General features: G+C 69.8%; 10 protein-coding genes and 2 pseudogenes. 6 read left to right on the forward strand and 6 right to left on the reverse strand.

Annotation, left to right across the window (positions count from 1 at the left end):
• Window positions 1-23: 23 nt before the first annotated feature.
• The 3 genes and pseudogenes from ACWGKT_RS00290 (at window position 24) to ACWGKT_RS00300 (ending at window position 3,031) form a co-directional block, all read left to right on the forward strand.
• The gene (locus ACWGKT_RS00290) at window positions 24-1,649 is read left to right on the forward strand and encodes an SDR family oxidoreductase (protein WP_453271825.1); all 1,626 of its coding nucleotides are present in this window, start codon (window positions 24-26) and stop codon (window positions 1,647-1,649) included.
• Between the two features lie 5 nt (window positions 1,650-1,654).
• A pseudogene (locus tag ACWGKT_RS00295) lies at window positions 1,655-1,923 on the forward strand (deoxyribodipyrimidine photo-lyase); the annotation flags it as partial.
• A gap of 538 nt (window positions 1,924-2,461) precedes the next feature.
• Entirely contained in the window at window positions 2,462-3,031 is a 570-nt protein-coding gene (locus ACWGKT_RS00300; protein WP_453271826.1) for a PAS domain-containing protein, read from the forward strand.
• Window positions 3,032-3,063: 32 nt separating this feature from the next.
• Here ACWGKT_RS00300 and ACWGKT_RS00305 read toward each other — a convergent pair whose 3' ends face one another.
• Together ACWGKT_RS00305 and ACWGKT_RS00310 are read right to left on the reverse strand one after the other, a co-directional pair.
• Window positions 3,064-3,495 carry a hypothetical protein gene (locus ACWGKT_RS00305; RefSeq protein WP_453271827.1) on the reverse strand — a complete coding sequence of 144 codons (432 nt, stop codon included), beginning with the start codon at window positions 3,493-3,495 and terminating at the stop codon, window positions 3,064-3,066.
• Window positions 3,496-4,159: 664 nt separating this feature from the next.
• Complete coding sequence (locus ACWGKT_RS00310) at window positions 4,160-5,332, reverse strand: PP2C family protein-serine/threonine phosphatase (protein WP_453272077.1); 1,173 nt, start codon at window positions 5,330-5,332, stop codon at window positions 4,160-4,162.
• A 1,323-nt stretch (window positions 5,333-6,655) separates the two neighbouring features.
• Here ACWGKT_RS00310 and ACWGKT_RS00315 point away from each other — a divergent pair.
• Entirely contained in the window at window positions 6,656-7,009 is a 354-nt protein-coding gene (locus ACWGKT_RS00315) for a hypothetical protein (protein ID WP_397641263.1), read from the forward strand.
• Between the two features lie 398 nt (window positions 7,010-7,407).
• On the opposite strand, the gene ACWGKT_RS00320 is transcribed toward ACWGKT_RS00315, so the two are convergent.
• Window positions 7,408-8,124 carry an SDR family NAD(P)-dependent oxidoreductase gene (locus ACWGKT_RS00320; protein ID WP_453271828.1) on the reverse strand — a complete coding sequence of 239 codons (717 nt, stop codon included), beginning with the start codon at window positions 8,122-8,124 and terminating at the stop codon, window positions 7,408-7,410.
• 156 nt (window positions 8,125-8,280) lie between these two features.
• On the opposite strand from ACWGKT_RS00320, the gene ACWGKT_RS00325 reads away from it, so the two are divergent.
• Window positions 8,281-9,345, forward strand: coding sequence for an Lrp/AsnC family transcriptional regulator (locus ACWGKT_RS00325; RefSeq protein ID WP_453271829.1), 1,065 nt, complete (start codon window positions 8,281-8,283; stop codon window positions 9,343-9,345).
• A 503-nt stretch (window positions 9,346-9,848) separates the two neighbouring features.
• On the opposite strand, the pseudogene ACWGKT_RS00330 reads toward ACWGKT_RS00325, so the two are convergent.
• The 3 genes and pseudogenes from ACWGKT_RS00330 to ACWGKT_RS00340 form a co-directional block, all read right to left on the reverse strand.
• Window positions 9,849-10,264: pseudogene (locus ACWGKT_RS00330) on the reverse strand (metallophosphoesterase); the annotation flags it as partial.
• 228 nt (window positions 10,265-10,492) lie between these two features.
• The gene (locus ACWGKT_RS00335; RefSeq protein ID WP_453272078.1) at window positions 10,493-10,876 is read right to left on the reverse strand and encodes a PPOX class F420-dependent oxidoreductase; all 384 of its coding nucleotides are present in this window, start codon (window positions 10,874-10,876) and stop codon (window positions 10,493-10,495) included.
• Window positions 10,877-11,556: 680 nt separating this feature from the next.
• Window positions 11,557-12,318, reverse strand: a complete 762-nt coding sequence (locus tag ACWGKT_RS00340; RefSeq protein WP_453271830.1) for an SDR family NAD(P)-dependent oxidoreductase — start codon at window positions 12,316-12,318, stop codon at window positions 11,557-11,559.
• Window positions 12,319-12,437: 119 nt separating this feature from the next.
• Between ACWGKT_RS00340 and ACWGKT_RS00345 the strand changes: the two genes are divergently transcribed.
• A complete protein-coding gene (locus ACWGKT_RS00345; protein ID WP_453271831.1) occupies window positions 12,438-13,046 on the forward strand; it encodes a TetR/AcrR family transcriptional regulator in 609 nt (202 codons plus the stop codon).
• Window positions 13,047-13,713: the final 667 nt, after the last annotated feature.

Here is a 13,713-nt window from a genome sequence, read left to right on the forward strand (position 1 = left end):
GGACCATTGCACATGAGGCAGCCATGATGACGACCGAGGACGAAGCGACGGCCCGCGAAGCGCTGACGTGTCTGGTGACCGGCGCGAGCGGATACATAGGCGGCCGACTGGTGCCGGAGCTGCTGGACGCCGGTCACCGGGTGCGCTGTATGGTCCGCACGCCGCGCAAGCTGCGCGACCATCCGTGGGCGGACCGGGTGGAGATCGTCCGGGGCGACGTGACCGATGCCGGGTCCGTGGCGCGCGCCATGGAAGGTGTGGACGTCGCCTACTACCTGGTGCACGCGCTCGGCAGCGGTCGCGATTTCGAGCGGACCGACCGCGACGCCGCGCACGTCTTCGGCGAGCAGGCACACCAGGCAGGCGTCCGCCGCCTTGTCTACCTAGGTGGTCTCACGCCCGCCGGCGTCGACGCATCGCGGCTCTCCCCGCACCTGCGCTCCCGCGCCGAGGTCGGCCGCGTCCTACTGGCCTCGGGTGTGCCGACCGCCGTTCTGCGCGCCGCCGTCATCATCGGTTCCGGCTCGGCCAGCTTCGAGATGCTGCGGTACCTGACCGAGCGGCTGCCGGTGATGGTGACCCCGCGCTGGGTGCGGACCCGCATCCAGCCGATCGCGGTGCGGGACGTGCTGCGCGTCCTGGTGGGCTGCGCCGGCCTGCCGGCCGGCGTCAGCCGCGCCTTCGACATCGGCGGCCCAGAGGTGCTCACCTACCTGGAGATGATGCAGCGGTACGCCGCCGTCGTCGGCCTGCCCCGGCGGCTCATCGTGCCCGTTCCTGTGCTCACGCCCGGCCTGTCGAGTCACTGGGTCGGCCTGGTGACCCCGGTGCCGGCGTCCATCGCCCGCCCGCTGACAGAGTCCCTGCGCCACGAAGTGGTCTGCACAGAGCGGGACATCGAGCGGTACGTGCCCAGCCCGCCGGGACACCCACTCGGCTTCGACCGGGCCGTCGCCCTGGCGTTGCAGCGGGTACGTGACGCGCAAGTGAGCACTCGCTGGTCGTCCGCCTCCATGCCCGGCGCGCCCAGCGACCCGCTGCCGACCGACCCGGACTGGGCCGGCGGCAGCTTGTACACCGACGTCCGGGAACGTGAGGCGGACGTGGCGCCCGACGCCCTGTGGCAGGTGATCGAGGGGATCGGCGGCGAGAACGGCTGGTACTCCTTCCCGCTGGCCTGGGCGGCGCGCGGCTGGCTCGACCGTCTGGTGGGTGGTGTGGGCCTGCGTCGCGGTCGGCGGGACGCCGGGCGGCTCCGGGTGGGCGACTCGCTGGACTTCTGGAGGGTGGAGGAGATCGAGCGCGGGCGGCTGCTGCGGCTACGCGCCGAGATGCGGCTGCCGGGCCTGGCCTGGCTGGAGATGCGCGTCGACGGAGACGACGGCGGGCCTGTGCGGTACCGGCAGCGGGCGGTGTTCCATCCGCGGGGGCTGCTCGGCCAGGTGTACTGGTGGAGCGTCTCGCCCTTTCACGCGGTCGTCTTCGGCGGGATGGCCCGCAACATCGTCCGTGCGGCCGCCCGCGTCCAGCGTGCTGCCTCCGACGGCGCTGAACCGGCCACGAACGGCCGCCCCGCCTCCGGACCCCCCACGCCGCCGGAAGACAGTGCCGTCCACACCGGCCGACGCCGCCCGCCGGAACGAAGCTGACAACTGTGCGTGTCTCGGCGATTCCTTTCGCCTCCGACCTGCGCCTGCACGACCATCCGCCGTTCCGTGCGGCGGGGGAGACCGCCGGCGCGGTCGTTCCGCTCCTTCGTCCGTGACCGCGCCGTGGATACGGCCGGATTCGCCGCGCCCCACCGCGTGGCCTTTCCCGCCGCCTGCCTGGCCGACCTCAACACCTCGCTGCGCGAAACGCGGCGACCGGCTCGTGGTGCGCTCCGGCGATCTGGTGGCGGAAGTGTGCCGCGCGGTGCGCGAGGATCCCCCTCGGCCGCGACGACAGAGCGGAAGTGCCACTTCCCGGCCCTCCGCGCCTCGGCCCCGACCGAGCTGAACAGGATGCCGGATACCTGCCGGACGGCTCGTCCTCGAATTCGTTGCCCACGCCGTCGACGAGGCATCGGGTCGAGCGGGGAGGCCGACGCCCGCGCCGATAACCACCGTCGGACCGTGAAGAAGCCGGCATGGGCAGCAAAGGACCTGTGGTCTTTCGACTTCCCGGAAAGGTGGACCGGCATTCGGGTGTGGGGAATTCAGGAGGGGGGACCCGGCGGGTAGGCCGCGTTCAGCAGCGTATCCATGGGGCTGGCTCGACTCAGGCTCCTCCGGTTCAGTCAACGAGCCGGCGGAGCCGCTGCACGCCCGGCGGGTGCCCTCACGCAGTTTGGCGGCGGCGAGTCCCAGGTCGCGCAGGGTGGCCGCGACGGAGGCGACCCGGGCGCAGCCGTCGCGCCGTGATCTCCTAGCCGGCTCCGGTCTCGTCCAGTGCGGGGATCGCGGGAGCGTCCGGGTGCAGGTTGCGCAGCACGTGGCGGGCGGAGTTGAGGGGAGACGGTGCTCGACGTCCACTGGCGCGGGCCCATCCCCGCTCCTCTGAGCAGCAGCGGGTCTACTCGTGCTCGTACTTCCGGCTGCAGGACGACACGGGCCGGCCCCTGGGCGTCTGCGAGGCGGCCGTTGAGATCACGGAACGCTACGAGGCACAGACTCGCCTGGCGCTGCTCAGCCGAGCCAGCGGAATCGGTACCACGCTCGACGTCAGGCGAACGATGGAGGAGTTCGCCAGGCTCATGGTCCCGGATTTCGCGGACTCCGTACGGATCGAGGTCGCCGAGTCGGTCCTGGCCGGAGAGGAAGTCGCGCCCCTGGCTCCTCGCGCACCGGCCGGACTGCGGCTCATGGCGGAGCGCACCAGGAGCGACCGGCCCGTCATGCAGGGTGACATGATGCTGGGCGACAACGTCGTAGCGGACGAGGTCTACCGGGTGCGAGCAGGCCCACTCCAACACGCACAAGCCGGCGAAACGGGACGACCCAGCACCTCGTTTCTGCCGCCATCCGAGCCTGAACAGCAAAAACGCCGCTGACCGACCCAGATGGAACGGATGCGACAGGCCAGTCAGGCCCAGGCGGGCCAGTCGTCCCTCTCGCCAGAGGCAGCCGAAGGACCTGCGTCCCCGCCCTCGGCCGCGTCGGCGTTCCCGCAGATCGCGCCATGGACGTCGCGGATGAGGTGCTGTTGTGCCTCTGTAAGGCCGCAGGGCGTGGTTTTTCCGGAGCCGGACTCAAAACGGTCGCCGCTGATGGTCAGGTCCCCGAAAACGCACCGGTTGGGGCCTCCCAGCGCGTACACAACAAGGGTGGCGATACGGTTGAGCAGCTGGGTGCCGCCGGGAGCTCGGACATTGTTGACGCCGCCGTGGAGGCCGTGACCACCCCATGCGGCCCGCTGGATGGCGAAGGCAGTGCCGGTGCCGGCGCCCTGGTCCGGGATGCCGTCGCGGAACTGCATGCCGCCGTCGATTCGGATCAACGCGTAGATGCTGTTCATGAGAGCGCCTGGATTCGTGCGTCCGGTAGGCGTGATCCGCGAACGGCAGGGACCGCAGCGGTACGTCGGCGTGAGGCAAGGGAACCGGCCTGTCTGCTCGCCGTGTGGCTGTTTCCATCCTCCATCGATCCCGTGATGCGGGCCAGTCTGCGGGGGCCGCATCTCACCGTGGGAACTTGCCACGCGAGGCACAGGAACAGGCGCAAAGATGGGGTCGGCCCCCACTCGGCCAGGGGCCGGGATGGGCACCGCAAACCGTCTCCAGCGGACGAGCAGAAATGATGAGTCGTGGGACCGCGTCGTCGGCCCGATGGGCCTCGGCGCCTTGCCGGCTGGGCGCGTGCGGGGCTGCGACAGCACCCGGCCGAGTGCTTTCGGGTAGCGGGTCCCCCAGGCGACCCGTGGACCGGACGTATGGTCCTGCGACCGCCTGTGGAACCCCTGCCGGCGCAGGCGCAAGACAGCCTGCCGCCGTCGGCGCGCTCCCCGGCGAACCGATTTTCCAGCCGAAGCGGGACGGTTCGCCGGACACCTTGTGATGTCTCATCCGGTCATGTCGCCGAAGCCGCCCACAGCTGCTGGGAGAGCTCATGCTCGGAAGGAAGGGCGAGGCGCGGGAGCAACGAACCGTCTGGCACCGGCCGGGGGAGCGCCCTGGTCACCGCTACTGCTTCGTGCGGCCGGCTGAAGCCTGCTGAGTGTCCGCGCCGGAGCTGACGTGCCGCAGGGTCTGCTGGGGGCCGTGCCAGTCCAGGCACATCACGGTGGCATCGTCTGCGAGCCGGCCCCCGGCGGCATCCCGGGCCGCGGACGTCAGCGTGAGCGCCGTTTCCCGCGGGTGCAGATCCCGGGTGCGCTCCAGCAGGGCGAGCAGGTCGACCGTCTCCCCATGTCGTTCGAGCATGCCATCGGTCACCATGAGCAGACGGTCACCCGGGCGCAGGTCGATGTCCTGGACACGGTAGGGGTGGGGCACGGAGACGGGTAGCCCGAAGGGATGGTCCACCTCGCAGGTGATCGCTTCCGCAGCGCCCTCGCGCATGCGCAGTGGCCAGGGGTGGCCGGCGTTGACGAGCCGGGCGCGGCCGGTGCCGAGGTTGATCCGCAGCAGTTGCCCGGTGGCGTGACCGTGGCCGTGATCGGCCAGGGCCTGGTCGGCCCGGTGGGCCTGCTCGGCCAGGTCGGCTCCTGCGCGACGGGCGCCGCGCAGGGCGCTCACCAGCACTGTGGCGGCCAGGGCGGAAGCGATGTCATGGCCCATGGGGTCGGTCACCGACACGTGCAGGGTGTCGCGGTCCAGCGCGTAGTCGAAGGTGTCGCCGCTGAGGTCTTCGGAGGGCTCCAGGTGCCCGCACAAAGTGAACTGCGCAGCCTCGCAGGACAGAGACGGGGGCAGCAGCTGGTACTGGATTTCAGCAGCCAACGTGGGGGGCCTGGAGCGTTTGCCCCAGGTGTAGAGGTCCGTGAAGCGTCCGTTGGCGATCACGATGTAGGCCAGGATGTGGGCTGCTTCCCCGACCTCGTCGAGGACGTCGCCGCCGGGGTCGGCGGGCAGGAGCAGTTCCAGCAGTCCGATGGCGTCCCCCCGGTTGGTGACCGGCACGATCACCCGCTGTCCCTGCCCGGTCCTCTCCTGGTACAGCCGCTGGGTCCGGATCACCTGCTCGTAGACGCTGCCGAACATGGGAATCCGCTCGGCTTCCTGTTCACCCCCGGCACCGACGGCAGTGGCCAGCCGCGCCACCGTCTTGCCCGTCAGGTCCACGATGAGGAATGACACCTTCGTGGCGGCGAAACGCCGCCGGAGGTCCTCAGCGACCACCGCGACGGCGTCCACCGGCGCCGCCCTCTCCGCTGCGGTCAGCAGCCGGGGAAGTCCACTCCGCCTACCGCTCACGACCACGACCCCTTCCACCCGCCCCTTCTACAGCTTGGGAACCCTCACAGCAGGCGTCAATCCGTGCGTGATCACGGCCGGTGGTCAAGCTGTGCGCACGTGGTCTGGCTGTGCGTACACGGAGATGAATCGCCCTCGGCGCCCGCCTGGGGGCGTCGCCATCTGGTCGCGCGACCCGACGAGGCGCTGACGTATCCGCCCCCACCCCACCCCACCCCACCACCACACTCGCAGGCGGGGGCGGCCTGCCATCCGGCTCCGCGCCGAGCTGTCGGCCCAGCCCACTTTGTCGCGTTCGATGCCCTCCGGATCGATGGGCAGGAGCTGTCGTGGGCGCCGCACGGTGAAGCCATGCCCGCTTGGAGGCGCTGTTCGCCGGGCGCGACCTGACCGACCCGTGGACCATGTGACCCGAGACGGCCGACGTCGCCCCCGCCAAGGAGCGGTTCACCGCCTGGACCGAGTCACCGGGCATTGAGGGCTGATCATTCGTGGGAACCAGCAGCGGTACCTGCCCGTCGCCCGGGCGCTCATCGAGATCCGGGCACCCTCGGCGCGATCACCGGCGCCCTGCGCCGCCCCCCAGAACCTCCTGCTGGGCCGGCACGACCGGGAGGGGCCTTTCGGGCCGTGGCGCGCAGCACGCCGTCCCATCCCGACCACGGCCAATACATCGCCGGACCAGCTCAGCCCGGCCGCATCGGGACACCGCTGAGAGGGCACACGGTTCACGACGCCATTCACCACGCCATCGGGATCACGAACCCCGTTGGGCGTCGTCCCCGTCGAGTCCGAGCCGGTCGCCGAGACCGACGTGGACACCGCCGGGACCGAGGGGTCTGGAGGCATCCCGCGCGGTTCGTGCGACTCCGCGAGGACAGGGAGCTCGGAGACGTCGCCGCGTTCGCACAGGGAGCTGCGCCGATGGCCGGGTGGCCTCAGCCGATGAGCCGGAGCAATCCTCGGCGGCCTTGGCCGCACGGCAGGCCCGGCACAACAGCTGGGCCTTGCGTCCGTAACGGCGCGTCAGCCCCTGGCAGCGCGCGCAGTGGCCGACATGGTCGGGGCGCATCCGAGCAGCATATCGACGGTGAACCGGGTCATCTCGACCTTGTCTCGCTGAAGGCCCAGGAAAAGGGTGGTGGTCTCGGTCAGGAACCGGTTCCGAAGCGGTCGAACTGCAAGGCCAGGCGCTGGCCAGCGGAGTCTGAGCGCCTCTGGCCGATCGCCTGCGCGCCGGCTCTCTCCAGTTGCCATCGGGCTGTGCTCAGCGCTTTCTGGAAGAGCGGGTGGAACGGCCCGTTCATCCAGGAGGAGCGCACCATGGCGCAACTGGCAAGTAGGCCGACGATCAGCGCTGAGCAGTTCGGCCGAGTGTGTGACGAGATCAGGAGCACGGCCGCGCCCGAGAAGAGCGCCCGGTCCATCCGGGACTGCGCTCTGCGCATCGTGCAGACCCTGGGCCTGGCGCTGTCCACGGATGACCTGAGCAGACTCCTCGCCGAACTCATGGCCCCCGGGGCGGCCCCACCCCGAGGAAGCCCTCACTACACCCGAGAGGCCATCCTGGACATGCCTGACGAACAGCGAGGAGAAGACGAAGGCCCGGTCAGGTAGAGCGGCCGGAACGACTGGTTGCGTCCTCGGCTCGCCGGAGCACAGGGAGGGTTCCGTCATGGGGTCGAACCCTCGGTACGAGGCATCACGGACACTCGACGGCAGTTGAGGGTGAGTGAACACGGGCTGCCCGATTTCCGACGCCGCGCCGAAACGGGCTGGGAACGACGTGGCCGTGGCGGCCGTCGCCCGACACCCTGCCCGTTCGCGCTCTCAGCGCCGGGGCTTTCGGGGGGCAGCGCCTGGGTTCCGGGCGGAGTCAGGGTGAGGACCGAAAGGTCGAAGCCCTGAGTCTCCATCGCCGCGATGCGGCCCGCTTCCAGGTCCTCTGGAGCATGCCGGATCCGACTGCTTGAGGGCTGCCCCAAGCCGGCGCACGTGAGTGCTGGCCGCAGGGTTTACCAAGGGACGGTCCGGCCGAAGCGGTCCAGGTACGCCAGGCCGGGCGTGCCCAGTCGGGAGAGCAGGACGTCCACCAGCAAGGGGACGGTCTCCTCGATGGTGAACGGCGCATCCGGACCGCCCAGGGCGGTGCGTATCCACCCCGGCGCCATGAGTACGAGGGCGCGCTGCGTCTCACCTTGCCGGGCCGCGAAGCTCCGCAGGAGCATGTTCAGGGCTGCTTTGCTCCCTCGGTAGACCTCGCGGCCCCCGCTCGTGTTGTTCGTGATGCTGCCCTGCCCGGAGGACATCGCCCCGATGAGCCCCGCCGGGACCACCAGGTCTTCGAGGGCTTCGATGACGCGCATGGGGCTGAGCGCGTTGGTGACCATCACGTCGATGAAGTCGGCTGTCGCGACCGCGCCGATGAGCGTCTGCTCATTGTTGGTGGTACCCGCGTTGACGAAGAGCACGTCGAGTCGGCGGTGCGCCAGACGTTCGTGCAACGGGGGTAGTTGGCCGGGTTCGTTGATGTCGAGGTGTTCGATGGTCACCCGCCCGTCGGTGCGGTCCGCGAGATCGTGCAGCGGCGTTCGGGCAGTGGTGTCGCGAACGGTGCCGATGACGTTCCAGCCCCTGTCCAGGAACTCCGCCGTCATCGCGTGGCCGAGGCCGCGCGAGGCCCCGACGATGAGAGCGGTCGGTGGGTGTTGTTCGGTGCCAGTCGATGACATCCAGCGTCATCTCCGTTCTTCGAGCGTCGTACTCCGTTCGGGCATCGGCGAGGCCCCGGGATGGGCACAGGTGCCCGCTGCTGCGGGGCCCCTCAGCGTGCGCTTCAAGTGTTTCGTCCGCGCTGCATCGCAGGCGAGCCACGAGCGCTCGTTTGTATGATCGGCGACGTGGCAAGGGTGTTCATGACGGAATCCGCTTCGGTACAGCCTGACGATGTACGAATCATTCGGGCCCTGCAGATCGCTCCGCGGGCTTCGTTCGCCTCGATCGCCACCGCCCTCGGACTGACCGAGGGCGCCGTCAACCGTCGGTATCGCCGCCTGCGCGCCGAGGGCGTCATCCGGGTGGCCGGCGTGGTCAACCCGGGCGCCCTGGGGCAGAGCAGGTGGCTGGTGCGCCTGCGCTGCCGGCCCGGCAGCGTCGCGGCGATCGCCGACGCGCTCGCCAAGCGTGACGACATCAACTGGGTAGCGCTGAGCGCGGCGGGCTGCGAGATCACCTGCGCGACGCAGTCCCGGACGCGGGAACAACGCGAGGACCTCCTGGGGCAGCGGCTTCCGCGCACCGCAGCCGTGATCGACATCAACGCCTTCGCCATGCTCCGCCAGTTCCTCGGGGGCCGCGCCCACTACTGGTCCGCCCTGCAGGGCACACTGTCCCCGCAGGAGGAGGCAGCGCTGGGGAGCGGCGGGCCCCCCTTCACCGAGTCTCCGGTCGTCACCCGCGAGCCACTGCGCCTGACCCCCGAGGACGAGAAGATGCTCGATGCCCTCGCTGCAGACGGCCGCGCCAGTCTCGTCGATCTCGCCGCAGCCGCCGACCTCACTCCGGGACGTGCCTCGCGACGCCTTGACGCTCTGCTCCAGCACCGCGGCGTCCACATCGACGTCGAGATCGCCCCAGCGGCCTTGGGGTATCACGCTCGCGCGAACCTCTGGCTCCGCGTTCACCCGTCGGTGGTGAAGAGCGTGGGCCGCGCACTCGCGCAGGAACCCGAGATCGCCTTCGCCGCAGCCATCTCCGGGCCCTGGAACATCCACGCCGTCGCACACTGCCGGGACCTCGATGAACTGTTCGAGTTCACTTCGGATCGCATCGGGTCCCTGACCGGACTGCAGAGCATGGAGGTCTCACCCGTGCTGAGGCACGTCAAGCAGGCCGGCACGCGGCTCTGCGACGATCGCCTCGTCGGGCCGACCAGCGCTCGTGCGCGACGCTGAGAGGCCGGATCGCGACCAGCCGCTCGGCGACCCGTACGACGCCGTCGCCGACGCGAAACTCGACGGCTCCGCCGCCCGCTGGCAACTCCCTCACGGCCGTTCTGCCGTTGGACGCGATGCCGGCGGACACGATCGAACAGCAGCGTATGACCTGCGGGTTGGCCGGCTTTTCGGTCGGGAAGTGGTTCCACAGGGACGCCATTCGGTCCGGGGCTGGTCCGGGACGCTCACTTGAAGCTCGGACCGTGGCGCGAGGTATTGCGTTGATCCCGGAGGGCTGCTCCCGTGTCGGGTTGCCTGCGCAACGATGCCTCCAGGCAACCGACTCCAGGCTGGAAGAAGCCAAGCTTCTGAGGGCTGTAAGAACAAAGAATGTTCTTCGTCTGCTGGTGCTGCAGGCGTCACGCGTGCTGACCTGCGTGAAAAGTGGCCACGTATATCTGTCGTCGTCGCACCCCTCGGCTGGTGGACTGCTCCAAGCGGATGTGTAGGGCCGTCCTGTGCTACGGCGAGGTGGGCGGGTGTGGGGAGCGGAGGACGAGCAGGGTGATCTCGCTGGGGGCGAAGACGCGGAACGGCGGCCCCAGAAGCCGGTGCCGCGGCTGGTGTAGAGAAGGGTGCGGGGGCCGTGGTGGCTGAGGCCGGCGAGGGCGGGCTGGTCGATGCGGACGAGGTGGTGGAAGGGCCAGATCTGGCCGCCGTGGGTGTGGCCGGAGAGCTGGAGCTCGATGCCGGCGGCTGCCGCGCGGTCGACGAACTTGGGCTGGTGTGCCAGGAGCAGGACGGGCAGGTCGGGGTCGGCGCCGTTCAGGGCTGCGGCGAGGTGGGCGCGGTGGCCTGCCAGGCCGGAGGACTCGGCGGTGACGTCGTCCACGCCGGCGACGACGAGGGTGTCGCCTCCGCGTTCGAGCAGCAGATGCCCCTGATGCGCGACGGCATACGGCGACCGAGCCATCTCATCGGCCTCAATGGGCTCGCCCTCGACGAGATCTCCGCCCTCCCGGCACGCGGCGTCGCTCGTGGACATCGACTACGGGAAGCACGTCCGCGCCGGCCAGTTGCAGCGATACGTGGGTGAAGTGCGGCACCCGATCTTCCAACTCCTCGGCGAGCCTCACCGGCCGGGGAGCTGAGGATACGTCACCCGCTACGAGGCGAGCCGCACACGGATGCCCAGAGTGCTGTTCCCTCCCCGGAGTCGGCTGTCGAGGATCATGAGGCGGCCGAGGATGCCGTACTTGCGCGCGATGAGGGAGCGGTAGCGGTCGCCGGTCGCCTCGTCGACGATCTCGGCGGTGGCCGGGACCTGGTCGCCCGTCGGGTTGCCGCGCAGGTCGCAGGGGCCGACGAGGATGTCGCCGCGGGCCCGGATCCGCTTGACCTTCCAGGAGTCGGCGGGGGTCCGCACGCCCAGCGTGTCACCGTCCCGCACCACCCACACCGGGGTGGCGACCGGAGTGCCGTTCTTGCGGTAGCTGGTGAGAAGCATGTACTTGCCGGCGCCGAGCCGCTCCAGCAGCGTGTCGTCCATGATGCGTCTCTGCTCCTTGCCATAGCGTTCGAGGCCGTTGGCCTCTTGGGAGGCGTACTGCGATGTCAGTTCGGCGGCAGCGGTCATGCTCGCGTCCTGAGATGAGTGCGGATGCAGCTCGATTTGGTTGAGGATGGACGTGCTGCTGGTCTGGTTGAGCAGCTGGGCCCGGTGCGGTGGGTGAACTTGGAGACGACGGCCGACCGGCACCATCCACGAAGCCGCGCACGGTGCCTCAGGCGACGGCCGGCGCTCGTCTGGATCTGAACGCAGTGGAATGTGCCCTGACGACGACGATCGCGAGGCGGAAATCCAGGAGGCCGGAGGCGAGGAAGACTCCCGCTGGGCTGGGAATGCCGTACTGCGAGAAGGAGACCAGTCGGCCGACGCCCCCGAGGAAGATCGGAACCGCCAGGAAGCAGACGAGCACTCCCTGCCGACGGATCGTCGCCGCCCCCCCCCGAAGAACAGGGGAGCCCAGCCGATGCAGACGCCTGCCACGAAGCGTTGCAGGTTGTCCGCGTCCGCCGGGCCTCCCTGCGCCAATTGCTGCAGGCTGTCTCCGAGCGCGATGGCGGTGGCCGGCAGCAGACACGGACGATGGTGTTGGCCGCTGCGACAGGAGTGCCGACCGCCACCACGCCCCCTTGCTCCTCTCGGAGTGGACCCCGGCCTCGGGCTCAGACCTGCTCGGTGGGGCGTACGAGGAGTTCGGCGACGGCGACGTGCCGGGGGCGGGTGACGATGTAGCCGACGGTGTCGGCGATGTCCTGGCTCTGCAGCCGTTCGACGTCGCCGAGTCCGGCGTTGAGGAGCTGCTGGACGGCGTCGGAGTTATGGGTGCGCAGTTCCGTGTCGACGCTGCCCGGCTCGACGACGGACACACGGACATGCTGCTTTGCCAGCTCCTGGCGCAGCGCCTCGCTGAAGCCGGTGACGCCGAACTTGGTGGCGGTGTACACGGCCATCATGGCGTAGGCGTTGCGGCCGTTCAGCGAGCTGATGTTGACGAGGTCGGCGACCCGGCGTGGCCCGTCGGCGGCGGCCTTGACCAGGTGCGGGATGGCCGCGTGGCTGGTGTACATCAGACCCATCAGGTTGATGTCGACCATGCGCTGCCATTCGTTCAGGTCCGCGCCGGGGGTGGGGCCGAGCAGCATGAGGCCGGCGTTGTTGACCAGCGTGTCCAGGCGGCCCAGGCCTTCCACGGTCCGATCGACCGCTTCCGCGGCGGCCTCGGGGGTGGTGATGTCGGCGGGCACGACCAGGGCCTTGCCGCCGGCCGTGGAGATGTCCGCGGCGAGGTCGGTGAGCCGGTCCTCGCGCCGGCCGACCAGGGCCACGGCCGCGCCCTGGTGGGCAAGCTCGAGGGCGGTGGCGTGGCCGATGCCGCTGGACGCGCCGGTGACCAGGGCGACGGTTCCTTCAAGACGACGAGTCATCGTTCAGACCTTTCGGTGCGTGGCCACGGTGCTCGGGCCGTACGGGACAGGGAGTGACGGCCCTGGTGGGCCGTAGGGGGTGGGGCCACTCAGGGCCGGGCCACGGGCAGAATGGGGAAGTGAGTACTACTGGGCAGAAGACGACCAACCCGAAACGTCAGGAGAGCACGGTCGAAGGAGACCTGCCTCCTCGCGAACGCCTGGTCCGGGCCGCGTCGCGGCTGTTCTACTACGAAGGTGTACGCGCGATCGGCGTGGAGCGGCTGATCGCCGAGGCCGGGGTGACCAAGGCGACCTTCTACCGGCACTTCGCCTCCAAGGACGACCTGGTCGTGGCCTACCTGCTGACCAAGGACGCCTACTACAAGCAGGTGGCCGAACCGCTGGCCGCCGCACACCCGCCCGCCGAAGCGATCGACCTCATCTTCGAGGCGATCGCCGAGCACGCCCGCGAGCGTGGCTTTCGCGGATCGCCGTTCCTGAACGCGGCCGCCGAGTATCCGGACGCCGACCACCCGGTCCGCGGCCTGGTGACGACCCACCGGGACTGGATCCGCAACCTCTTCCAGGACCTGCTCACCCGGCTCGGCCACGCCGACCCGGTGTCGGCCGCCGGTGCGCTGCTGATGCTGTACGACGGCGCAATGGCAGCCGGCTACCTGGATGACTCGACGGCCGCCCACAAGACCCTGCTGGACGCGGTCCGGCTGATCCGGTCGGGAGGCTGATGCCGGAGCCGCATGAGGCAGCAGCTGTGTGCGGTGCCGCGGCTGGGCCGGGGCGCGGATCGGTTTCACGGAACCCTTTGATCTCTCTTCGTCGTACACGGCGACCTACTGGCAGATCCCCGCCCTGGAGGCATCCCAGCCGGGAAGGCCTTCCTCACAAGGTAGGAAGACCGGTCGTTCTACCTATCGACGATAGCCCCCTCACCGTCCGGGCGCCAACCGATCGGCGCGCTTGTGGGGAGCCTCACGGGTTGCTGCTGTCCCGGAGGGCCTTTCCGGCTCGGCGGCCGGGCTCGCCGACTCCTTGATCTCCTGGGGTCGCCTTCGAACCCAGTCGCAGCAACCGAACCTCTCGCGGCAGCGAAGCCGAGGCCGTGCCGCACAATGACAAAGCCCGGTTCAATAGGGTTCATATAGATTTTCTGCGCGCAGGAGATGTTTCCGGCTGAAACCAGCAGGACCGAGAACGGCTCTGGCCGAGGTTGTCGCCCGTGATCCACTGCGCTGTCTGCGGAGGGAAGGACTGGATGAGCAACCTGCTCCCGCCCGACACCGCCGAGGTATGCGGCAAGGGAAGATCGGAGCGCAGCCTCAGCGCCACGCTGACCCGTGTCGGGATGCACCCCGGCGACGTCGCCGTCTCCACCAAGGGGACGCCGTTCGCCCG

This window comes from Streptomyces sp. NPDC054794, from assembly GCF_053611585.1.